The following is a 22761-nucleotide window of genomic DNA, read 5'->3' on the forward strand; positions in this document are numbered from 1 at the left end:
TAAAAAAACAGCGCAGAGAAATCAAGGTGAAGATAGGAATAATCGGCGGAAGCGGTTTAAGTGAATCGGAAGTCCAAAAACAAAAAATCGCAATCAAAACTCCCTACGGCGAGCCTTCCTGCCCATACGAAATAGAGGAAATTAACTCAAAGAGTGTTTTATTTCTCCGGAGACACGGTGAAAAACACAGCATACCTCCGCATAAAGTTAATTACAGAGCCAATATCTACGGTTTCAGAGAACTTGGTGCAGAGAGACTTATAGGTCTTTTCGCCGTAGGAACTATGAACGAAGAAATTCCACCGGGAAGTATCGTCATTCCTGACCAAATAATAGATTTCACTCAGGGAATGAGAAAAAATACTTTTTTTGAGGAAGGAAGAGTAGTTCATATTGACTTCACCGAACCTTTTTGCAAAGAACTCAGAGAATGCATCATTGAAACAGCCCATAGACTTAATTTATCAGTAGTGCCATCAGCAACATATGTGTGTATAAATGGCCCCAGACTTGAAACAGCGGCAGAGATAAAGTTTTACAGAACCACCGGAGCAGATATCATTGGAATGACACTAATGCCAGAGGCTTCTTTAGCAAGAGAAATGGAACTCTGCTATGCAGCAGTGGCTGTAGTTGCCAATTATGCTGCGGGAATATCCAAAAAACCGCTTACAGTAAAAGAGGTTGTTGAGGCAATGCATGAATCTCTGGATACTGTTGGAATTTTAGTCAAAGAGACAATAAAAAGTATTCCCACAAATAGAAACTGTTCTTGTAAAGATGCTCTTAAGAACGCTTCTTTTTAGCATAATTCTTTTTTTCTCCAGTAGTCTTCTTCATGCTAATGAAATAGCTGACCTCATAGTTGTAATAAAGTCAAAGAGAGTGATGTTTCTCATGCGAGAGGGAAAGATACTTAAGACCTATCGCATTTCCCTTGGAAAAACACCTGTTGGCAAGAAAACCTCTCAGGGAGATGGGAAAACACCAGAAGGGAGATACTACATTGAAAGCAGAAATCCGAATAGCAATTTTTACAGAGCTCTAAAAATATCTTATCCAAATGAAACGGACATATTAAATGCAACCAGAGCGGGTATTAATCCCGGAGGCGCAATCATGATACACGGACTTTCAAAAAAAGTTGAGTATCTGGGTAAATATCACATAATTGATGACTGGACAGAGGGCTGTATAGCTGTAACCAATGAAGAGATGGATGAAATCTGGAAAATGGTTCCCGATGGAATTCCCATAGAAATTCTTCCATGAAAGAAGAAAAAATTGAATTAAATGAGGCTTTTCTTAAAGCTTTGGAACTTGCCGAAGGCTCTAATAAAAATATATTCATAACAGGTAGAGCAGGAACAGGTAAATCAACTTTTCTGAGTTATTTCAGAGAGCATACTCGTAAAGAAATCGCTATACTCGCACCAACAGGAGTTGCAGCGGTCAATGTTAAAGGTCAGACAATTCACTCATTTTTCGGCTTCAAACCAGACATAAACATTCATAATGTAAAAACAATAAAACCAAAAAATTCTAAACTCTATAAAAACCTTGACACTATTGTCATAGACGAGATATCAATGGTAAGGGCAGACCTTCTTGACTGTATTGATGTTTTCTTGAGAAAACACGGAAGAAGAAAAAACACTCCCTTCGGCGGTATTCAGATGATTTTCATAGGAGACCTCTATCAACTTCCTCCTGTAGTAAGCTCAAGAGAACAAGTTATTTTCAAAGAACTCTACAGTTCACCATATTTTTTCAGTTCTAATGCATTTAAGGAATGTGAATTCGAGTTTATTGAACTTGAAAAAGTTTACAGACAGTCTGATGTAGTTTTCCTTGACATTCTTAATAGCATAAGAAACAACACTGTTACAGAGGAGCTTATCAAAAAAATAAACACTCGAGTTAAACCTGATTTTGTGCCAGAGGACAACGATTTTTACGTATATCTTACAACAACCAATAAAATGGCAGAGGCAATAAATACAGAAAAACTCTCAAAGATAAAAAATAAAGCCTTCAAGTATTTCGGCATAGTAGAGGGAGAATTTACAGAAAAAGACCTTCCAACTTTAGCAGAGTTAGTTCTAAAAGTTGATGCACAGGTGATGCTTCTTAACAATGACAACAAGGGCAGATGGATTAATGGTGATATAGGGAGAATAATCGGCATAGAACAAAGAAGAGGAGAGCCAGACATAATATTAGTTGAGCTTACCAATGGAGAAGTCATAGAGGTTATGCCTTTCACATGGGAGATGTTTGAATTTTATTACGATAAGGAAAAAAAGAAGATATCTACGGAGGTAACTGGAAAGTTTACCCAATACCCTCTCAAACTTGCCTGGGCAATAACTATCCATAAAAGTCAGGGATTAACCTTTGATAAACTAATTATCGATATAGGCAGAGGAACATTTTCTCATGGTCAACTTTACGTAGCCCTTTCAAGATGTAGAAGCCTCGAAGGTCTTGTTCTTAAAAAACCTCTTTTAAAAAAACACATTCTCCTTGACAGACAAATCGTTCAGTTCCTAACTCAATTTCAGTATAAACATTCAGAAAAGAGGCTTCCTTTGAAAGAAAAGATTGTTCTAATTGAGAAAGCTATTGAGGAAGGAAAACATTTAGAGATAGTGTATCTTAAGTCTTCTGATATAAAGACAAAACGGATAATAAAGCCGATATTTGTCGGCCCAATGGAGTATGGAAACAAAAATTTTTTAGGGCTTAGAGCGTTCTGCTTGATGAGGAACGAAGAGAGAAACTTTAACGTGGAAAAAATTTTAGAATTAAAGCAAACCATTTAACTATCTGAGAAGGTCTCTCAAGTTTTGAGATAGGTTTTTATCAAGAGTCATTAAAGTTGACAACTCCTTGTAGGCTTCATCTCGTCTGTTTAAGAGATAGTATAGAATACCTTTCAGATAGTGCATGTAGCTACTATTAACCGTAGAAGACTTCTCAACAAGCCTCAGAGCACCTTCAAAATTTTTTTCTATGACATATATGCCTGTAAGTTTTATTAGAACCTTCTCATCCATCGGCATTTTTAAAAGATATTGTTTTGCCTTTGCAAAGTTTCCAAGCCTGTAGTTAAGAGTGGCTAATTTATCTAAAAATTCCAACTTTTCAGGATAAAGCTTTGTCAACTCATCATAAAAATACAAAGCCCTCTCAAGCTGACCTGCTCTCTCATAACTCTCTGCAAGACTTAAGAGTTCAATCTGGGGAGTTTTTATTACCTCTACTTCAGGAGAGGGTTTTAGAGGAGAAGGGAGAATTTTGTCTATCTTTGCGAATATATCCTTTTTACTGTCAAGGAGAATCCTGACGTTTAAATCCTTATCTATTCCCTCTAAATGAAAAGGGACATTTTTTCGGTCAGAAAGGTCAACAATCAAAAGAACAATTCCTTTTTTCTTGTCTAAAACTACAGAGTCTTTTACAGGATAGTAGACACCATCCTGCACTACAATCATGGTGGATTTGGGATGGACAATCCACTTTTTCAATGGTTCCGATTTGCTAATGAAAATATTTTCTCTATGAGTTGGAAGAATTTTGTATCCTTCTAACGGTTTTAAGTTTTCATCTACTACAAATACATAATAGGATGAATCTGCAAAGGACAGTGAAAAAAAGTTGAGCAGCAAAAACAAAATTAAAGGGATAATAGACATAACATTATTTTAGCATATATTTTTTAACCTTTGAGGTTGCTTATATTGGTCACATTCAACTTTTAACTGTTCATCTCATAGAACACTGTTCTTTTTCCCAAGGTCTATATCCTCTATTATCATACCATCCAGCATTTTTACAATTCGCTCTGTTTTCTCAGTTAACTCTAATTCATGTGTGACCATTATGACCGTCTTTCCCTCTAAATGTAGGGAGCAAAAAATATCCATTACAACTGCTGTGTTCTTAGAGTCTAAATTTCCCGTTGGTTCATCAGCCACAATGACAATAGGGTCATTGGCAAGAGCCCTTGCAATTGCCACTCTCTGCTGTTCTCCTCCAGATATCTGAAAGGGCTTTCTTTTTTCTTTTCCTTTAAGTCCCAGTTTTTCAAGAAGAATAAAGGCTCTGTCAGTTGCCTCCTGCCTTGTTTTACCAGCCTTTATCATTGGAACCATCACATTTTCAAGAAGACTGAACTCGGCTATGAGATAATGAAACTGGAATATGAAGCCAAATTTTAAGTTCCTCACCTGTGCTATCTTGTGCGAATCCTCGAAATCTACATTTTCTCCTTCTACAATTACTTCTCCGCTTGTTGGCTTGTCTAATAGAGCAACTATATAGAGGAGAGAGCTTTTACCAGAACCAGAAGGACCTATTATGCTTATAAATTCTCCCTTATTTACTGATAGATTAATGTCTTTGAGAATCTCCTCATCCCTTATCCTTTTGGTTATACCTTTAAGCTGAATTATGCTCAAGCACTGCTCCTGAATATGTCTACAGGGTTGAGCTTTGATGCCTTATAGGAAGGATAAAAAGATGCAAGAGTGGCAAAAGAAAAAGCAAAAAGCACTCCATAAAGAAAATAAATGGGGTCTCTGTCAAGGGCAAAACCTTTTGTCCTAACAAGTCCTTCCACTCCAACATTGACAGAGGCAAGAAACTCTTGTAGAAGATATCCTAAGAGACAACCGAGGGTAGCACCGAGAAAGCCTATTGTCACTCCATGAAATACAAATATTTTTATTATATCGGCATTTTCATATCCTAAAGCCTTAAGAATTGCTATATCTCTTTTTTTCTCAAGAACGGTCATCATGATTATATTGAATATACCGAAGGCTGAAACAACAAGAATTGCAAAGACAATCATATAGGTTATGTAGTTTTGAATTTTAAAAAGCTGTAGAAAATTCCTGAAAGCCTTTTGCCAGCTTTCTGTGTAGTATCCTGTATCTCTGTTTATCCTCTCGGCAACTTCATTAGCTCTGTAAACATCCCTTATCTTAAAGATTATCTCATTTACTTCGTTTGTCTTATTTAAAATGGTCTGAAGAGTCTTTATGTTCATGTATATTCTCGTCTGGTCAAGCATTGTTATTCCAGAATCAAAAAAATCAGCTACTTTAAAAAGATGGGTCACGCCATTAGGCGTGGTTATTACGACCTTTTTACCTAACTCGTCAATTCCCAAGTCTCTTGCAAGAAGTCTGCCTATGACTATGCTGTCTCTGTCGGTGATGAGACTATCCAGTCTTTTGTTAACAATAAACTTATCAATCACAGAGGCCTTTCTCTCAAGAATAGGGTCAATTCCTACTAAAGTTGCCGATTTATCGATAGTTCCATATTTCACTATTCCCTGTCCTGTAAGATGAGGAGCAACTCCAATAATTTCCCTGTCTTTGTCATATCTGGCAATTAAAAACTTGTAATCTACAATCTTGTCTTTTAACTCCTTTGGTTTTGCTCCGTATACATGAAACTGCACATCCTCTCCGTATACCTGCCTTATTATTCTTCCCCTGTCAGATTCGTCTTTTACTTTAAGAGTAACGTGTGCATTGAGGTCTAAGGCCTGTTCAATAAAATACTTCTGAAATCCGTTCATTAAAGATGCCATTGCTATGAAGGCTGCAACACCTATGGAAACTCCAACAATTGCTACAATGGTTTGCCTTTTTCGCTCAAAAAGCAACTGCATTGTTACAAAGATAATATGCTTCATTTCAATAAAACTTCCTGCCCTTCCTTTAAGCCGTCTTTTACAAAAAGGTATCCGTTGTATTTTTCCGGTGATACATCAACCTTCACTGTCTTTTTCTTACCCTTTTCTATAATATCTACATATCCTCTTTTGTAAGCTGCATCGGGAATAAAAAGTCCTTCCGCTTCTTTTATAATTATATTCGCTTCTACTGTAAGCCCAAAAAATATTGTTCTTTTGTAATCCACCTCTGCCTTGACCTTTACTGTCCTTGTCGTTCTGTCAGATTTTCTCTCAATTGTCCTTATTTGACCTTCAAAGGTTTCTCCTGGGTAGGAATCAAGAGTGATGTATACCTTCATGCCTTCCTTAACCATAGGAACATACTCCTCATCTACAAGAAGAACAGTCTCAAGATTTTTATCATTTCCAACAGAAAACAAAACAATACTCTGTTGCATGGGATTCACATAATCGCCAGCATTTAAAAATTTCCTCAGAATTGTTCCGTTTATTGGGGATTTGATGTAATATTTATCAAGCTCTGCTCGCAGTGCCTGAGTTTTTGCCCTTAGACTCTCATACTGATAGGTTAAGTTTTTTATTGAATCATTATAGATACTTACCTGTCTTTCATAATCTCGACGTGCAACCTCATACTCTCTCTGTATTTCATCAAATTTTTCTTTCGATATCAACTCCTCTTCATAAAGGGCTTTTCGTCTGTTGAAATTTTTCTCCACATTTTGCAAAACGGCCTTTTTTATCTCAATATTATGAATTAACTCTTTTCTAAAATCAGAATCTGGTTTTAGCCTATCTTTTACAGAGTCAAGTTGAGCCTGAAAATCCTTAAGATTTTCCCTTACCGTGTCATTGCTTATTACAGCAAGAATCTGCCCTTTCTTTACTTCATCTCCCTCTTTAACCATTATTTTCTCAATATATCCTGAAACTTCTGATTTAATCTCCACACTATCTGAGGAATCAATGTAACCAGAGGCATAAACAGACTGAACCATCTTTTTCTTCTCTACTCGGTATTTATTCACTTCCCTCTTAGGCCAAAAAACAAGGGCAAATATGATGGATAAGAAAATAAGAACGATAAGAATAATAATAGTTTTTCTTTTTAGCTGAAATTTCATCTGCTCAATTTTATGGTTTCACCGGCTTTGATTTTTATTAATTTTGCCTTTGTTTTCTGAAGAGAAAGCTCTTTCTCAAAATCTGAAAAAGTGCCTGTAAGAACGGGGAATGTGCCATAGTGCATTGGAATAACTGCCTTGGGCTTTACATATTTCACAGCTCTTGCAGCCCTCTTAGGCCCCATTGTAAACCTGTCTCCAATACAGACCATCATTATGTCTATTCTGTAAAGCTCTCCCAGTAGCTTCATATCCTCAAATAAGTCTGTGTCACCGGTGTGATACACAGTTGGTCCATTTTTTATGGAGATAACAAAGCCGCCGGGATTGCCAGCATATATGAGTGACTTCGGATTGCCTGTTGTCTCAAGGCCTGAACTGTGAATCGCAGGAACAAATAAAACCTTCACTTCACCATCAAGCAGAGTTATCTCTCCGCCGAAGTTTCCCGTTGTCTCATAGCCAAACTGACTTTCCGGAAAACCTCCATGCAAAACCATTGCCTTACCCAAGTCATAGGTAGCAACAAGCTTAGCACCTGTCTTTTTTGCTATCTCAACAGTATTTCCTATATGGTCTCCATGGGCATGGGTGAGTAAAATGAGGTCTACCTTGCTTAACTCTTCAAGCTGCTTCTTTCCCTCTGGATTGACGGGATTTGTAATCCAAGGGTCAATCAGAAGAACCTTGCCAGCAGGTGTTTTAATCTTAAATGCTCCGTGACCATACCATGTTATCTCTGTTGATGCAAAGGCAACAGCAGGAAGGAAAAGAAAAATAAATAGGACAACTAATTTTCTCATAATACACCTCCTAAAATTTGAGACTACTCGAAATCAAATAATCCTAAGTAGTTCTCTTAATTCCTCAAGAGTAACTTCATACTTTTCTTTGCAGAAAAAACACTCTACCTTTACGGTCTCTCCTTCGTCTATCATTTTACTAATCTCTTCTTTTCCGAGAGTAACAATAGCATTTATTACCCTGTCCTTTGTGCAAGGGCAGGAATAGCTTATCTCTGAACGATTTATCACTTCTACAGGCAACCCTACTGCTTCCTCGAGCATGTCAAAAGCATTCATGCCACCCATTATCATTGACGTTACGGGTCTAACATCTATTAACTTCCTCTCAAGAAAATCTATTATTTCTCTTCTTGTATCGGGCATGGTCTGTATCATGAATCCTCCTGCTGCACCAACAGAGTTGTCAGGCGATACAAAAACACCAAGTGATACTGCAGAGGGAATCTGTTCTGAAATATTTAGATAGTATGCAAGGTCTGTGGCTATCTCTCCTGTCTGAAGTTCTACACTGCTTTGATAATACTCTCTAAGCCCCAAATCCCTTATTACATTTAAAAAACCCTTTCCTACTGCTCTTCCTACATCTATTTTTTCTCCTTTAAGGCCCATGTAAATATGAGGTCTCCGAACATATGCCCTTGTTCTGTAGAGCCAATCAGATTCTGCTACAACCTCCTCAAGAGGTCCATCTCCTCTTACTTGAATCATTACCTTTTGCCTGTCTTTCAATGTTGATGCCAGCAAAACAACTCCAGCAATAAGTCTACCCATAGCTGCCGTGGCAGTAGGCCAGGTGTCATGAATTTTCTGGGCATGGCTTACTGTTTCAGTACAGACTGTTGCTGCAACAAGAACATTCTCATCTTTAATTATTCCCTTTACTATCTCATCCATCTATGAAAACCTCCACAGTCTGACCTTTTTGGAGTTCTAAAGTTTTTTCTGCTGAGTCTTTATATGCGAAAATTTCCAGAAAACCATTGCTGTTTACTAAGGCAGCAGGCTTTTCAGGAGATTGAGCGTAAAATTTTACAATAGAAAGCCTGTGCTCACCTATACAAATCTCTCTAATTTTCTCTCCTTCTATCTTTATATTTGTTATGGCATTGCCAAACTTGTCAAAATAAATAATCTTGCCCACTATTCTATTATCTATTCGCAAAGGTTCATCTATATTCAGAATAATAGGTTCTTTAACGGGAGTTCCAAGTTCCCTAAAATCATGCCCCTTTGAAAGCCATGCAGCAGCCGGAGCAAAAAGGTCTCTTCCCTGAAAAGTAGGGCTGTTTTTTTTCAAGACAAATTTTTCGTTTTCAATTGTAACTGCTTCATAATTATTTTTAAACAAATAGCTCAAAACTCCATTGTCGGGAGCAAGAAAATAATGTCCCCCTGAGCTTACTGCTATAGCTTTTCTTTCTGAGCCAACCCCAGGGTCTACGACAACAACATGGATGCTACCTTGAGGAAAATACTTAAAACTTTCATTAATTAAAAAAGCTGCTTCTTCAATATTATGGGAGGAAACATCATGAGTAATATCAACAATTTTTGCATAGCGATTAATTGTCAAAATTACACCCTTCATCTGTCCCACAAAAGGGTCTCTGTAGCCAAAATCAGTTGTAAGAGTTATTATCTTACTGTCTGAATGTTCCAATAAGCTCATTTATGTCTCTTATTTCTTCAGCGACCAAAAATTTCTCAATTCCTTCAATAAGCTCTATGGTAGCGCGGGGATTTATAAAGTTGGCAGTTCCAACAGCCACAAAAGTTGCACCGGCAATAATAAATTGAAGAGCATCTTCGGCAGTCATAATACCGCCCATTCCTACAATTGGAATTTTTACCACTCCTGCCACCTCCCATACTGCTCTTACTGCCACTGGTCTTATGGCAGGACCTGAAAGTCCTCCCGTAGGAGTTCCCAAGAAGCTTCTTCTCGTTTTTATATCAATAACCATAGCTGGTATGGTATTTATCAAAGAAACGGCATCGGCACCCTCTTCTTCGCAAATCTTTGCCATTTCTGCTATATCTGTAACCTGAGGAGAAAGCTTTACTATTAAAGGCTTCCTCACTTGCTTTCTCACCTCTTTCACCGCTTCTCTCAAAAGTTGAGGATTGATACCCATTCTTCTCCATTCGCTCTTTTTATTCGGACAGGATACATTCATCTCTAAAGCATGGACACCATCGGTTTGCTCAAGACGCGTTGCCATTTCCAGATATTCATCAAGATTTTCACCGAAGAAATTTACAATTATATTTGTATTAAAACGTCTTAAAAAGGGGAGCTTTTCTCTCGCAAAAGCCTCATATCCAATGTTCTGCAAGCCTATGGAGTTTATCATTCCACAGGGAGTCTCATAAATCCTCGGAGTTGGATTTCCTTGCTTCGGATTAAGAGAAAGACCTTTAACAACTATGCCACCGAGAAGATTTAGGTCAATAAAAGGGGAATACTCAAGGCCATAGCCAAAAGTGCCTGATGCTGTTAGCACAGGATTTTTGAAGGTCAGATTACCAAGTTTTACCTCAAGCTTTGGCTTCATAGTTTTAACTCTCTAAGTTCGAAAACAGGTCCTTCTGTGCAAACTCTTTGCATTCCATTTTTTGTCTCAATTACACATCCCAGGCAAGCACCTATGCCGCATGCCATTCTTTCCTCTACAGCTACAAAGCATTTGTTTTCTCTTTCTTCTATGATTTTATCCAACTCTTTTATCATTACCATGGGACCACATGCATAAATAGGCAAATTAAGCCTTAAACCTCTCTCTTTAAAAACCTCTGTAACAAGCCCCTGATAACCCACTGAACCACACTCTGTAGCGACACACAACTCCTTTGATAAATCCCTGAGACTTTCATAGAATAAAACTTCCTCCCTGTTTCTCACTCCGTAAAAAAGATAGGCTCTTTGAGGAAATTTCCTGAGGAGATAGTAAACTGATGCAAGGCCAATCCCTCCAGCAATGACAATAAAATCTCCCTCTGGAGAGGGATAGCCCCTACCAAGAGGCCCTGTTATTGAAATTTGTGCATTTTCTTTTAGTTTGCTTATGAGAGAAGTGCCTTTGCCCTTTATCCTGTATAGAAATTTTAGCTTATTTTCCTCTGCATCAAAAATACTGAAAGGTCTTCCCAACAGCGGGTCAAATCTCTCATTTGTTCTAAGTATGTAAAACTGTCCTGGTTTCGGTTGCTGAGCAAAGGCAGTTTCAATGGATATCAAAAAAATATCTTCTTTTAACTTTTCATTTGATATTACCTTTGCTTCAGTAAACTTATTCAAAGCTTATGGAGATTATTTCGTAGTTCAAGATTTTAGCAGGAGCTTTAACTGTTATCTGCTCGCCTACTTCTCTACCTATTAGAGCTTTACCTACAGGAGAGGTTACTGAAATTTTACCATTTTTTGCGTCTGCTTCATCAGGTCCTACAAGATGGAACTCCTTTTCCTCTTCAGTGTCAAGGTCAAGGACTCTTACTTTAGCACCAAAAGCTACTTTTTCTTGATTTATCTTTGAAGGGTCAATAACATATGCTCTCGAAAGCTTTGCCTGAAGTTCCTGAATTCTGCCTTCAATAAAGGACTGTTTTTCCCTTGCCGCATGATACTCTGCGTTCTCAGACAAGTCCCCATGAGCCCTTGCTTCAGCAATGGCTTTTATAATAGCAGGACGCTCGACTTTAATAAGTCTGTCCAGTTCATCCTTGAGTTTCTCATATCCTTCGGGAGTCATTGGAATTCTATCCATTAAAACTTCCTCCTTCAATTAACCATTTGTAGCTGATAACGTTGCCTATAAGTTTTAATTTAGCAGAAAAAAGCGAAAATTGTCACTACAGAGAAATTGAACCAGTGTTCTTATTTTTTAATTCACTGTATTTTCTACGAGATACTTTACTATCTCGTCAGCAAACTTTCCTATTACTTCTTCTGTAGTTCCAGCGAAAACAGTACCTCCCGATGAAAGGGCTTCTACACGGAAACTGCCTAAAACATTGCCCGATGATACTTCAATTAGGGATACTTTGCCAGCTATTTTTGCCCTTCCTGCCATTGCACCAAAAAGAAGCCTTTCAGATTTTGAAACTTTTAATAATTCATCAATTTCGACTTTAATGTTTAAATCAGCGTCGTTAATTTTTTCTGTTATTTGGCTAAAAATATTCGTATTCTGAAGCTTTTCTTTCAGGATTTTTTCTATCTGCTGAATTTCATTTTCACTCTCTTTAATTGATGTCACTACTGTTAGAAAAGCTCTTTTTTGTCCTTTTATCTTAAAATCTGTCTCTGGCTTTATTAAAGTCTGACCAGCACAAGAAGTTAGCACAAAAAGAAACAGAATTAATAGACTATATCTCCTTTTCATGGATGAATCTCCATTTATAAATCTGGTCTTTTATTGTTTGAGCATTCGGCGAGTTAGGAGCAAGCTGTAGATATATCTCCATGTTTTCAATGGCCTTTACATAGTCAGCTATCTTTTCATATACTAAAGCCTTATTAAAGTAGATTTGAGGATTGAAAGGTTGAAGTCTCAACGCTTTGTCAAGTTCAACTATTGCTTCTTCAAATTTGTTGTTTGTAAACAAGACCTCGGCCTGTAAGTAATGTTTTCTTGCCTCATCTCTTAATTCTACGAGAGAAGGATTCTGAGAAATAATCCTTCCAATCCTGTTTCGAATTCTTTGAGCCTTATCATCATCAGAAATATCGATTAATTTTCCATACTCCCTTAAAGCGAGAGCATACTGGCCTGCTCTTTCATATTCGATTACCCTGTTTTCAATTTTCTCCAGATAGGGTTTGACAGTCAGGAAAAATTCTTCTCTTGTTTTTGATGTAATAAGTAACGCATCTTTAGTATTTTTATATAAATCAATCGCTTCTTCAAACCTTCCTTTTTTTGCAAAAGCAATGGCCTGAAGTATTCTGGCATAATGACTATCTTTGAGCTTTTCTGTCTCCTCTATTACTTTTTCATTTTTCCCCTCTTTTAAATCTAAAAGTGCCTTTGCAAGTCTTAAATAACTATTTTCAGGAGATATTTTCTCAGCCTCCTCTATGTGTTTTTTGGCCTTTGAAAAATCGTTCATCTCAAGAAAATAAATGGCAAGAGCACCCTTGTAGGATACTGCAGCAGGTTCTGTGTAAAATTTTACCCGAGTGAGTTTATAGGTCTGCAATTCTTCTGAGTCACTTTTTTTAATTCTAAGAGTTACCTCTGTTCCCTCTTCACCTCTAATTTTTTGAATAATATCATTTATAGGAAGTTCTAAAGTTGATTTTCCATCAATCTCTACTATTTCATAGCCAGGTTTTATACCTGCCTTTTCTGCGGGGCTGTTAGGTTCTACTGAACTTATCTTTGCATATTCCTCTTCCCTTTTAGAAATTTTAAGTCCCACTCCTGAAAAGGTTAACTTCTCTAATGCCTTTTCTGCTATTTTTATTGCTTCCTCTGTTTTGTCTGTCTTAAAATGAAGAACCGATAGTGTCAGAAACGCATAGCAATCGTCTGGTCTTAGTTCAAGGTATTTTTTAATCCATTCAATAGCTTTTTCAAACTTTCCTCTCTCTATATAGAAATTGATAATTTTATCAGCTAAAATAGCACTCTTAGGTGCTAAAGATATAGCATGCTCAAGTTGTTTAAGGGCATCCTTGTATTGCCTCTGTGCTAAATAACATTTATGAAGAAGCAAATAACCTTCTGAATCTTTAGGCTCAAGCTGGACATACATTTGTGCTGCTGCACAAGCCTCGGCAATATCATTTACCTTCAGAGAAAGATTAGCCACCACCTTGTATGGAAAAGACTTGGAAGGGTCTTTATTTATAAGCTGTTTTGCCTCTGAAATCTGTGTTTTTGGGTTCATGACTGCCGCATAAATTCCATCAGTAGCATTTTTTACTGAGTTTAGTAATGCCTGATAGGCAGTATTGCCCAAATCCTTTTCGTCAATATATGAAAAAAGGCCAGACTTTGAGGTTTTACCAGAACCATCGCCATAAACAGGAAGGGCTAAAGCAATTAAGTCACTATCATAGATTACAAACTTAGTCCTTGCGTTTACATCTAACACAACTGGAAGGCAACATTTCTCCTTAAAATTAATATTGTCCACTATTGCATTTATTATTAGTATGTCATTGGAACGAATTAAGGATGACATATCTCTATCATACTTAACCTTCTGAAACATCTGATTAAAGTATATCGGCAGAACCTGTTTCATAATATTTCCTACAGGAAACTCGACAGTATGAATAATGCCAGCATTGTAATTGTAGTCTGTTGCGCTGTAAACCTTCGAATCATCAATAATTACAAATGCTTCATAGGGAAGCTTTTTTACCACAGGAGTCTCTTTAGGCGGTTCAATGTTAAAAGGTTTAAGGGTCGTTGTTTTTCTTATGGGCTCACAGCTTATTAATGTGAATATGAGAATTATAAAGATAACAAACTTAAATAACTTCATGGTCATCTTCCTCCCAGCCATTTATATACTATTTTTTGAGCAGTATTCATCTCATTTTCTGTTTTCTGCCAGAAATCCTCTTTATCACAATTCAATCCAAAGAAGTCACAGGCTTTTTCTGTTTCTGTAAGAAATTTATCTAAAGCTGTAAAAGCAACTTTTGTGTATATTTTTTTACCTATTCCAAATACTTCCTGAGTAACAGTAGGCATTGGAATGAGGGAGATGCCGTAGTCAATGGTCTCAGCCGCTGCTTGAACAGCTCCTTCTGTTTTTGCAGTAACAGCAATTTTTACAATCGGCAGGCCTCTTTCGTAATATTTTGAGCCCCAATTTTTTCCATATTTTTCATCAAGTTTTTCAATAAGTTTCCCACCATAATCATCAATCTTTTCTTCAATTTCCTCTATTGCCTTTTCCTGAATTACATTTCCAAAAATTTTATTCATATCAGAAACATTTAAGACAAAGAGGTCATTACTTGAAGGTTCTTGCTCTGGTTTAGCTGAGGGTGCACTCTGCCACTGAAAAGGTGTAAGCTGACCTCCAAGGGTCTGAAAAGTCAAGGGTGAACTGCTCTGGTTTGATACACTTTGCATTGCTGCTTTTGCCTGCGTAATAAGAGAGTTATATTGGGCAAGAAGCTGCTTTTTCCGCTCCTCCTGCCTTTTCTGTTCTTCAGCAAGTCTTCTTTGCTGTTCCTCGTATTCTCTCTGACTTCTATTATCATAGGCTGATTTATTATCAAAAGCACTACTAAAGAGAGAACTGAAAAAGCCGCTTAGAAATGCTCCCATTAAACCTATTGCCATCTGTTGTGATGTCGTGCCGTAGGAAGGAACATAGGGAATGTATGTTGAAGAGGTGCTACCTGAAGAACCACTGCTTATGGGTGTACAACTACCACAACCTACACATCTATACCTTACACCTCCATAGGTTATCTCTCTTACCTGACCAGCAGGAATAAATGTTCCATCGGGCATCTGACTTCCGTCACATGACATACCAGGCGTAGGAATGCTTCCTGCCAAAAGTAAAGTAGGGTCAGATATCAAGCTTAAGATTATTAAAAAAATTAAAACTCTCTGCCACATGGCAGCCCTCCTTAAAAGGTTTGTTTAATATCAATAACTTTCTCTACGTGAAAGCTGTAATTTTTTAAATCATCAATATTTGCAAGTTCCATAACTGCATTGACAGAGTTGAAAAAAACATAGAGGCTCGTGCCCTTAAGATAAATCTGCGGATTTTCCGTCTGTAAAAATTCTAAAGCAGAGTTGTTTTTTATCAAACCCACGCCGTTTGAAGTTTTATATATTAGCCCAACCTTATCGTTATAGAAAAGCTCCCTTATTTCCTGTCTTGGATGTTCATAGAGATTTTTTAATTTACCCTTCATATACTCCTTTATGCTCTTTCCTGTAGAAAAGAAAAGATATTCACCTTTCCCTGTTAATGCATTGATAGGTTCATTAATAATAGCGATTTTTTTAAAAGACATCTTTGAGTTATCAAAAGTATAAATCTCATATTTTTTTGTCTTAGTGTTAAAGACTACCGAATAAATGCTGTTTTCTCCTTGAAAAAGCTTAGCATTAGCAGAAGGCAGGGATGCAATGGCTTTTATTCTTCCGGTAGGCATATTTTTCATTTCTCTTTCTACTTCGAGATAGCCAATTTTGTTGCCATTCGAAAAAAGCATTACACCATTTTCAAGGCATAATGAGTCCTTTGTAGGCTCTTTCAATTTTATAAAATAGCCCTTAATAGGATTAAAAATAAGAGAGTTTTCGTATATGGCAATAGGTTCATTGTCAAAATTAATGAAAAATCTTATCTTTCCACTTTGCTCCTTCCTTATTTCTTTAGTATCTGGTGGAATTATCCATTTTATCTTGACATTACTGCTTTCAGGCAAAATCAAAAAAGTTTTTGGAAGGAAACTTTTATTTTCAGCTTCTGCTATATTTAAAATAAAAAAAAGGGCAAGGATTAAAATAAATTTTTTCATGATAGAGTGTATAAATTTTGGTGGGAAATCGTCAAGAGAAGCTAAAAACGTAAAAAATCAGAGGGGCATAAAGCCCCTCTTGGCTATTCAATCTGAAGTTTTCTCTCTTTTGTCTTTGCCTCTTCAGTCTTAGGAATTCTTATCTCGAGAACACCGTTTTCAAATTTTGCCTTTGCCTTGTCTGTCTGAACCTCTACAGGCAACCTGAAACTCCTGGAGAAAGAACCATAAGAACGCTCGTATCTGTAATAATTCTTCTCCTCAACTTTCTCCTCTTTTTTCTTTTCGCCGGAGATTGTAATGTAGTCATCTGTTACCTTTACTTCGATGTCCTCCTTATTTAGCCCCGGCAATTCAGCCTTAAGAACTAAATCGTCTCCTTCCTCGTATATATCAACTGCAGGAGCAACAACATCAGCCTCTGCCTTCAGCCTTGGAAATATAGAGCCAAAAGTGGAAAATGGTCTCTTCCAAAACTCCTCGAAAAGTCTTTCAATCTCCTCAAAAGGAGACAAAAGTTTGGGTTCAACCCTGGCTACATCTTTTGTTTCTTTTCTTGTCATGGTCACACCTCCTTTAGTGTGATATTGATACTACATGACTAAATATAACATCTAATTTTTATATTTGTCAAGAGGTTACAAAATAGTTTTTATATGCTTTGTATCAAGAAATAATAACTCTTCCGTCTCCCTCGCTTACCACCCTTCCGATAATCTCAGCAGAACTGACACCCTTATTCTTTAGAGAAATTAAAAGCTTCTCTGCAATATCTGATGGCGCTGAAATGAGAAGCCCTCCCGATGTTTGAGGGTCAGACAGAATATCAAGCATTATAGGGTCTACACTACCTATCTGAAGAGACTTTGAACAGTAGTTTACATTTCTTCTTCCACCGGCAGGAACAATGCCCATTGAGGCAAAGTCCTTTACTTTCGGAAGCATTGGAACTTTATCCTTGAAAATCTCTATCACAACTCCACTTGCCCTTGCCATCTCAAGAGCATGACCAATAAGTCCAAAGCCAGTTATATCGGTGCAAGCATTTACACCAAACTCCATCATTGTCTCAGATGCAATATTATTAAGAGATGCCATTGTTTTTGTGAGAATTTCTGTCGTATCTTCGTCAAGAAGCTTTCCTTTCAAGGCCGTTGAAAGAATTCCCGTGCCGATAGGCTTTGTGAGTATAAGAAAATCGCCTTCCTTTGCACCTCTGTTGGTTATAAACTTTTCTGGGTTGACAATTCCTGTTACTGATACACCATACTTTATTTCAGGGTCTTCAACGCTGTGTCCTCCAACCATTAAAACCCCTGCTTCTTTGAGCTTGTCAGCTCCACCTTTTAGAATTTCTTTTAAAATATTTCTATCTAAATCTTTTATAGGGAAACATACAATATTCAAAGCCAAAATAGGCTTTGCACCTACACAATATATATCACTTAAAGAGTTGGCCACTGCAATCTGTCCGAAATCGTAGGGATTATCCACAATGGGAGTAAAAAAATCAATGCTTTGCACAATTGCTAAGTCTTCTCTTAGGCGATAAATAGCCGCATCAGACCAGTCCTCTGAGCCAATCAGAAGATTAGAATCCGTTGGAAGCTCTAAACTCTTAAGTATTTCCTCAAGGTCCCCAGGACCTATCTTTGCTGCTCAGCCCGCAGCTTTTACTTTTTCTGTAAGCATACATACTCCTTATAGTTTTTATCAATAGAATATATAATTAAATTCTATCATAATTTCATCATTAAGTATTTAGCTTAAAAAATAAAATACCAAGAGGAGGCAAGGTTAAAGATACACTAAACGGCCTATTATGCATTATTATTTGCTCTGAGTAAACGCCGCCCAAGTTTCCCGTGCCAGTTCCTCCATATTCTTTTGCATCACTGTTTAATATTTCTCTCCAGTAACCCTCTGAAGGTACTCCTATTCTGTAGTTATATCTTGGCACAGGAGTAAAATTGCAAACCACTAAAACCATGTCTCTATCTAACTTTCCCCTTCTTATAAAGCTTATGACACTCTGTTCGGCATCGCTGAAGTCAATCCATTCAAAACCAGCAGGTTCAAAATCAAGTTCATAGAGAGCTGATTCGCTTTTGTATAGATTGTTTAAATCTTTTACCCATCTCTTCATCCCCTCATGCATTGGAAACTGAAGAATATGCCAATCAAGACTTTTTTCGTGATACCACTCGTCCCACTGAGCAAACTCTCCTCCCATAAATAAAAGTTTTTTACCAGGATGAGCATACATATAACCAAGTAGAAGTCTGAGATTGGCAAATTTCTGCCAGTAGTCGCCAGGCATTTTGTTAATCAAAGAACCCTTGCCGTATACAACCTCATCATGTGAGAGAGGAAGGATAAAATTTTCAGTAAAGGCATACCAAATGCTAAAAGTAAGCTGACTTTGGTGGTATTTTCTGTAAATGGGGTCTTTTGAAAAATAGGAGAGGGTATCGTGCATCCATCCCATATTCCACTTCATACCAAAACCAAGCCCGCCAAGATAGGCAGGCCTCGAAACTAAAGGCCAGGCCGTAGACTCTTCAGCAATGGTTTGAGTATCTGGAAACTTATCATAAACTGCTGAATTCAGGCTTCTTAAAAACTCTATTGCTTCCAGGTTTTCCTTTCCGCCATATTTGTTAGGAATCCACTCTCCCCGCTGCCTTCCATAATCAAGATACAGCATTGACGCTACAGCATCAACTCTCAGTCCATCTACATGGTATTTATCAAGCCAGAACAGTGCTGAACTAATTAGAAAGTTTCTAACCTCATTTCTGCCGTAATTAAAAATGTAGCTATGCCAATGAGGGTGGTATCCTTTTTTGGGGTCTTGGTGTTCGTATAAGTAAGTGCCGTCAAAAAAACTAAGCCCATGAGCATCATCGGGAAAATGAGAAGGAACCCAATCGAGAATAACGCCTATTCCATTTTGATGAAGAATGTCCACAAGATACATAAAATCCTGCGGAGTTCCGTATCTGCTGGTTGGTGCAAAATATCCTGTTACCTGATATCCCCATGAACCATAAAAAGGATGCTCCATAATAGGCAAAAACTCTACATGAGTAAAGCCCATTTCTTTAACATACTTGGGAAGCCATTCAGCCATCTCTCTGTATGAAAGGGGTCTGTCTCTCTCTTCAGGCACTCTTCTCCATGAACCGAAATGAACCTCATAGATTGAAATAGGTGACTTAAGACTATTAAATTTATATCTCTGTTCCATCCACTCTTTATCATTCCATACATAATCTAAATCCCATACAACCGAAGCGGTCTTTGGAGGAGTTTCCCAGAAAAAAGCATAAGGGTCACCTTTCTCAACACTGTAACCATATTTAGAGATTATGTAATATTTGTATCTTGTCCCTTTATCTATGCCGGGTATAAAGCCTTCCCAGATTCCTGAGCCATCCCATCTTACAGAAAGAGGATGTGACTGCTTATTCCAGCCATTGAAATCACCGAAAACAAATACTTTTTCGGCATTAGGTGCCCACACTGAAAAGTAAACTCCCCTTAAGCCCTTGTATTCTACCAAATGAGAGCCTAACTTTTCATAGGCGGTAAAATGATTGCCTTCCTTGAAAAGATAGATATCAAAATCACTAAAAATCGTAAAATCATACTTAACTATGCTTTCACTCACAGAAATATAATATCACAAAATGGTTATTTGACTAACTTAAATCTTTACTTTTTCCTCTCTGGCAGTTGAATTTCAAGCCATCTGCTCACATTTAAAGTTTCATTGCTCTCTTTAACATTATTTATACTGTCCACCAATGCTCTTACTTTCACTTTCTGACCTGCCATGCTTAAAGGAAAATATATAGGCCATGTAATGTCTGCATAAAATTCACCTACTCCAGAGCGTCTCAAACCATTTGTGAGTAATAAGCTTATTAAATAATTAGTCTTCATTCCCTCCTTTTAATTCCCTAAAAACTTGTTTTCTATTAATATGTTACGAAATCCCTTGTAATTGTATCTCCTGTCCAAGCTTCTGTATCTTCTATTGTAAGGACAACTATTGTGTATGCGTTCTCTGGTAAATCAAATGATTCAGGCAACTCTACTAATATCCCCATTCCTGCTAAAGAAGAGGCTTCTCCACTAACTGGGATACCTGGAATAGGCGTTGGGATTCTATAGTATGCCGCAGAGTTGCTATTGCTATACTGTACCTTTACCAATACATACTGAGCATATTCCGTAGTAAGGTCATAGGGAGAGATATTCTTTATCCTAAAACTTAGACTGCGATGGTTTCGGCTCGGAGTGGTGCGAAGCTCACTTAATTTTAAATTTACTCGTTGCGCTGGAGGTACTGATTGGAAATATACCCAGTCTGAACGCTGGCTCGCAAAAGGAACTGCCCTATTGTAAACATAATAATGACAGAGCCGATAAGTGCCTTTACTGAAACCTCCTAAAGAACTTGCATTAGTTCGAGGAATCAATGAAAAACTACTTTCTCCTTCAGCAATGGTATGCTCAATTTTCTCTACCTCTTGCCATCCGTTGTTGGTAAATTTCTCTATTACAAAGTAAATCAAAGTCTGTGCTGGAATCCCATCTCTCCAGCTTACGCTTAAAGGTTTACCTATTCCAATCCTTGCACCCTGAACCTGAGATATAACTTCTGATACTTGCCCCTGGGTTTGGGTAATATTTATAGTTGATATAGGATGATTTAGTTGCAAAGTCTGTGGTTTAAAACCAGTCAAATCTTGCTCAGCAGGTGTGCGACTAGCAGGTGGTATATCCTCAGGTTTATAAAGGGTGATATACTTGGGTTCAGAATAGACAAAATAATTCTCAGTAACTTTATCTCCTTTATACTGACAGCCAGTCTCTGGGCAAATCAGACATCTCTTGCCTGGCTTTTCAAAATAAACCTTTGCATCGGCATAGGCCCAAATTCTGAATGTCTTACCTTCAGGCTGAGGAAAAATATTTCTGCAAGAACGATTATTTAAGAAATCGTTTAATAAAGAAAAATTGGCTGAGACACCATCCCGCGAGTATCCTATCGAGCCTGTATTGTCTGCAGTGCCTATTATTAAAGACTGTCCTGCCAAAGAAAATGGAGAGAAACGATGATAAAATCCAATGAAACTTACTGAACATTTTGTATCAAAATTATTCGCATCCTCAATTACCAGATAAAAATTGCTAAAGTAAATTCCCAGTGAACAGCTTTCATCCCAATGTTGCCTTTTTTTACCTGCTGCAATTGAGATATGAGAACCAAAAGATTCCATCTTAAATTTTCCTTCGCTATTTGCAGTAGCCTCAGGAGTGATATAAATCCCTGCCTGAAGTTGCTGGTAGCGAGAGGCTGGAGGCTGGACAGTTCTATTCTCCTCTGGTTTTACAAACCAGTAAACATCAAAGCTATTGGTTGGAATAACCCTTCGGGTGGGGCTTCCCCCTTGGGGACCCGTTACCTGCTGGGTTGCTGTCTGGGTTCCTGAGGCAATAGTTGCTCTTGTCCCTGTGCCTCCTTGTGAAGAAGGTTTCTCTATGGTTACCGTACCTGTAACCTTAAACTTATAAGTCTTCCAAGGTTCTACCTTTGTAATTATGCGATTACGCTTTAGATAATCAAAAATCTGTCGGTAACTCACGAAATATATTGGTGGCTGATTCAGCCCTCTGCTGAATTCATCAATACGTCTTTCTCTGCCTGCGTCATCCACATAAACTATCTTTATATTAATCTGCTTGAAATCCTCAATAGCAAATATATTCCACTCAAGACTCAAACCATAGGAGTCTGAATTAATATCATATTCTAAAGACAATTCATTATATACTGGAGAACTCTGAGCTCCTAATCCAGGACACCACAAAATATTTAATACTTCAGGGAGTTGAGTGGAGAGGGGAACCATCTTACCGGATGAGGTTGAAGGAATTCTCTTCTGAGTTTCTTCAATTTTAGTCTCTGATTTTAACTCTGGTCTGGATTCTTGTGGTAGTTTGCTTTCTTTCATAATCATTTGTGAAGAAGAAAACTGCGGCATGAGTTTTTTCTTTAAAAGATTATTCTGAGAATTTTTGTCTGTAATGTTTTTAAGTTCACAGATAACTGTTTCTTCTTTTTTCAAAATCAGATTAGTATTAATTTCCTTTCTTTTCCTTATATTTAACTCTCTTGCAGGGTCAATTCTGTTTAATTCTATTTCAGGACTACTTCCCAAGGAAGGAATATTAAAAGAAACCTTTATTTTTCCATAATCACTCTGAGAAATGCTTCCCTGTAAAAGCCTCAAAACAATCCATATTTTATTATCTTTATCTAAATAAATATCACTTATTTCTAAGTCATAAAACTCTGTTTTTGTTCCCTCTTGCCTCTGAACCTGACTTGAGGATGGTTTTGTAACAGGTTTTTGTTCTTCAGGCTTAGATGATGAGGGATTTTTAATTGTTGATTCTGAAGACTTCTGTAAAGGTTTCTGCTCAGAAAAAGAGTAATGAAAAAATCCTATAATTATTACCAAAATAACTGTTATAAAAGCTTTAAGACTCATTTAAATCTCCTTTAATATTCTATAGGAGGCGTTTAGCCTC

General features: G+C 37.4%; 22 protein-coding genes. 3 read left to right on the top strand and 19 right to left on the bottom strand.

The genetic code is table 11. The features are described 5' to 3' along the window. Positions 1-26: 26 nt before the first annotated feature. The 3 genes from mtnP to ACZ430_RS04875 are packed head-to-tail and all read left to right on the top strand — an operon-like array spanning position 27 to position 2825. Positions 27-806 (top strand): S-methyl-5'-thioadenosine phosphorylase, encoded by a 780-nt coding sequence (mtnP, locus tag ACZ430_RS04865; RefSeq protein ID WP_297212778.1) that lies wholly within the window; start codon positions 27-29, stop codon positions 804-806. Then, positions 781-1272 carry a L,D-transpeptidase family protein gene (locus ACZ430_RS04870; protein WP_297212780.1) on the top strand — a complete coding sequence of 164 codons (492 nt, stop codon included), beginning with the start codon at positions 781-783 and terminating at the stop codon, positions 1270-1272. The genes mtnP and ACZ430_RS04870 overlap by 26 nt, the downstream gene beginning before the upstream one ends. Continuing rightward, positions 1269-2825, top strand: a complete 1557-nt coding sequence (locus tag ACZ430_RS04875) for an AAA family ATPase (protein ID WP_297212782.1) — start codon at positions 1269-1271, stop codon at positions 2823-2825. The genes ACZ430_RS04870 and ACZ430_RS04875 overlap by 4 nt, the downstream gene beginning before the upstream one ends. Here ACZ430_RS04875 and ACZ430_RS04880 read toward each other — a convergent pair whose 3' ends face one another. The 19 genes from ACZ430_RS04880 to ACZ430_RS04970 all read right to left on the bottom strand — a co-directional run bounded on the left by ACZ430_RS04880 (position 2826) and on the right by ACZ430_RS04970 (position 22721). Beyond that, complete coding sequence (locus ACZ430_RS04880; protein WP_297212784.1) at positions 2826-3698, bottom strand: tetratricopeptide repeat protein; 873 nt, start codon at positions 3696-3698, stop codon at positions 2826-2828. A gap of 75 nt (positions 3699-3773) precedes the next feature. Then, positions 3774-4463, bottom strand: coding sequence for an ABC transporter ATP-binding protein (locus ACZ430_RS04885; RefSeq protein WP_297212786.1), 690 nt, complete (start codon positions 4461-4463; stop codon positions 3774-3776). Then, positions 4460-5713 (bottom strand): ABC transporter permease, encoded by a 1254-nt coding sequence (locus tag ACZ430_RS04890; RefSeq protein WP_297212788.1) that lies wholly within the window; start codon positions 5711-5713, stop codon positions 4460-4462. The genes ACZ430_RS04885 and ACZ430_RS04890 overlap by 4 nt, the downstream gene beginning before the upstream one ends. Next, complete coding sequence (locus tag ACZ430_RS04895) at positions 5710-6744, bottom strand: efflux RND transporter periplasmic adaptor subunit (RefSeq protein WP_297212790.1); 1035 nt, start codon at positions 6742-6744, stop codon at positions 5710-5712. Before ACZ430_RS04895 ends, ACZ430_RS04890 begins: the two co-directional genes overlap by 4 nt. Positions 6745-6836: 92 nt before the next feature. Further along, complete coding sequence (locus ACZ430_RS04900; protein WP_297212792.1) at positions 6837-7643, bottom strand: metal-dependent hydrolase; 807 nt, start codon at positions 7641-7643, stop codon at positions 6837-6839. 33 nt (positions 7644-7676) lie between these two features. Beyond that, positions 7677-8540 carry an Hsp33 family molecular chaperone HslO gene (gene hslO / locus ACZ430_RS04905; RefSeq protein ID WP_297212794.1) on the bottom strand — a complete coding sequence of 288 codons (864 nt, stop codon included), beginning with the start codon at positions 8538-8540 and terminating at the stop codon, positions 7677-7679. After that, complete coding sequence (locus ACZ430_RS04910; protein ID WP_297212796.1) at positions 8533-9315, bottom strand: SAM hydrolase/SAM-dependent halogenase family protein; 783 nt, start codon at positions 9313-9315, stop codon at positions 8533-8535. Before ACZ430_RS04910 ends, hslO begins: the two co-directional genes overlap by 8 nt. Then, the gene (locus ACZ430_RS04915) at positions 9287-10201 is read right to left on the bottom strand and encodes a dihydroorotate dehydrogenase (RefSeq protein WP_297212797.1); all 915 of its coding nucleotides are present in this window, start codon (positions 10199-10201) and stop codon (positions 9287-9289) included. The genes ACZ430_RS04910 and ACZ430_RS04915 overlap by 29 nt, the downstream gene beginning before the upstream one ends. Then, entirely contained in the window at positions 10198-10944 is a 747-nt protein-coding gene (locus ACZ430_RS04920; RefSeq protein ID WP_297212799.1) for a dihydroorotate dehydrogenase electron transfer subunit, read from the bottom strand. Before ACZ430_RS04920 ends, ACZ430_RS04915 begins: the two co-directional genes overlap by 4 nt. Next, positions 10937-11410 carry a transcription elongation factor GreA gene (greA, locus tag ACZ430_RS04925; protein WP_297212801.1) on the bottom strand — a complete coding sequence of 158 codons (474 nt, stop codon included), beginning with the start codon at positions 11408-11410 and terminating at the stop codon, positions 10937-10939. The genes ACZ430_RS04920 and greA overlap by 8 nt, the downstream gene beginning before the upstream one ends. Positions 11411-11527: 117 nt before the next feature. Beyond that, the gene (locus tag ACZ430_RS04930) at positions 11528-12028 is read right to left on the bottom strand and encodes a DUF4410 domain-containing protein (protein ID WP_297212803.1); all 501 of its coding nucleotides are present in this window, start codon (positions 12026-12028) and stop codon (positions 11528-11530) included. After that, the gene (locus ACZ430_RS04935; RefSeq protein WP_297212805.1) at positions 12012-14141 is read right to left on the bottom strand and encodes a tetratricopeptide repeat protein; all 2130 of its coding nucleotides are present in this window, start codon (positions 14139-14141) and stop codon (positions 12012-12014) included. Before ACZ430_RS04935 ends, ACZ430_RS04930 begins: the two co-directional genes overlap by 17 nt. Before the next feature lie 2 nt (positions 14142-14143). Continuing rightward, positions 14144-15238 (bottom strand): hypothetical protein, encoded by a 1095-nt coding sequence (locus ACZ430_RS04940; RefSeq protein WP_297212807.1) that lies wholly within the window; start codon positions 15236-15238, stop codon positions 14144-14146. A gap of 11 nt (positions 15239-15249) precedes the next feature. Further along, on the bottom strand, positions 15250-16155 hold the full coding sequence (locus tag ACZ430_RS04945) for a hypothetical protein (protein WP_297212809.1): 906 nt from the start codon (positions 16153-16155) through the stop codon (positions 15250-15252). 83 nt (positions 16156-16238) lie between these two features. Next, positions 16239-16718: an Hsp20/alpha crystallin family protein gene (locus tag ACZ430_RS04950; RefSeq protein ID WP_297212811.1), complete on the bottom strand. Its 480-nt coding sequence runs from the start codon at positions 16716-16718 to the stop codon at positions 16239-16241. Between the two features lie 103 nt (positions 16719-16821). Then, the gene (gene selD / locus ACZ430_RS04955; RefSeq protein ID WP_297212813.1) at positions 16822-17847 is read right to left on the bottom strand and encodes a selenide, water dikinase SelD; all 1026 of its coding nucleotides are present in this window, start codon (positions 17845-17847) and stop codon (positions 16822-16824) included. 61 nt (positions 17848-17908) lie between these two features. Continuing rightward, on the bottom strand, positions 17909-19828 hold the full coding sequence (glgB, locus tag ACZ430_RS04960) for a 1,4-alpha-glucan branching protein GlgB (RefSeq protein WP_297212814.1): 1920 nt from the start codon (positions 19826-19828) through the stop codon (positions 17909-17911). Positions 19829-19872: 44 nt separating this feature from the next. Beyond that, positions 19873-20103, bottom strand: a complete 231-nt coding sequence (locus ACZ430_RS04965) for a hypothetical protein (RefSeq protein WP_297212815.1) — start codon at positions 20101-20103, stop codon at positions 19873-19875. 35 nt (positions 20104-20138) lie between these two features. Further along, entirely contained in the window at positions 20139-22721 is a 2583-nt protein-coding gene (locus ACZ430_RS04970) for a hypothetical protein (RefSeq protein ID WP_297212817.1), read from the bottom strand. Positions 22722-22761: the final 40 nt, after the last annotated feature.

The organism is Thermodesulfovibrio sp. TK500a, from assembly GCF_055381765.1.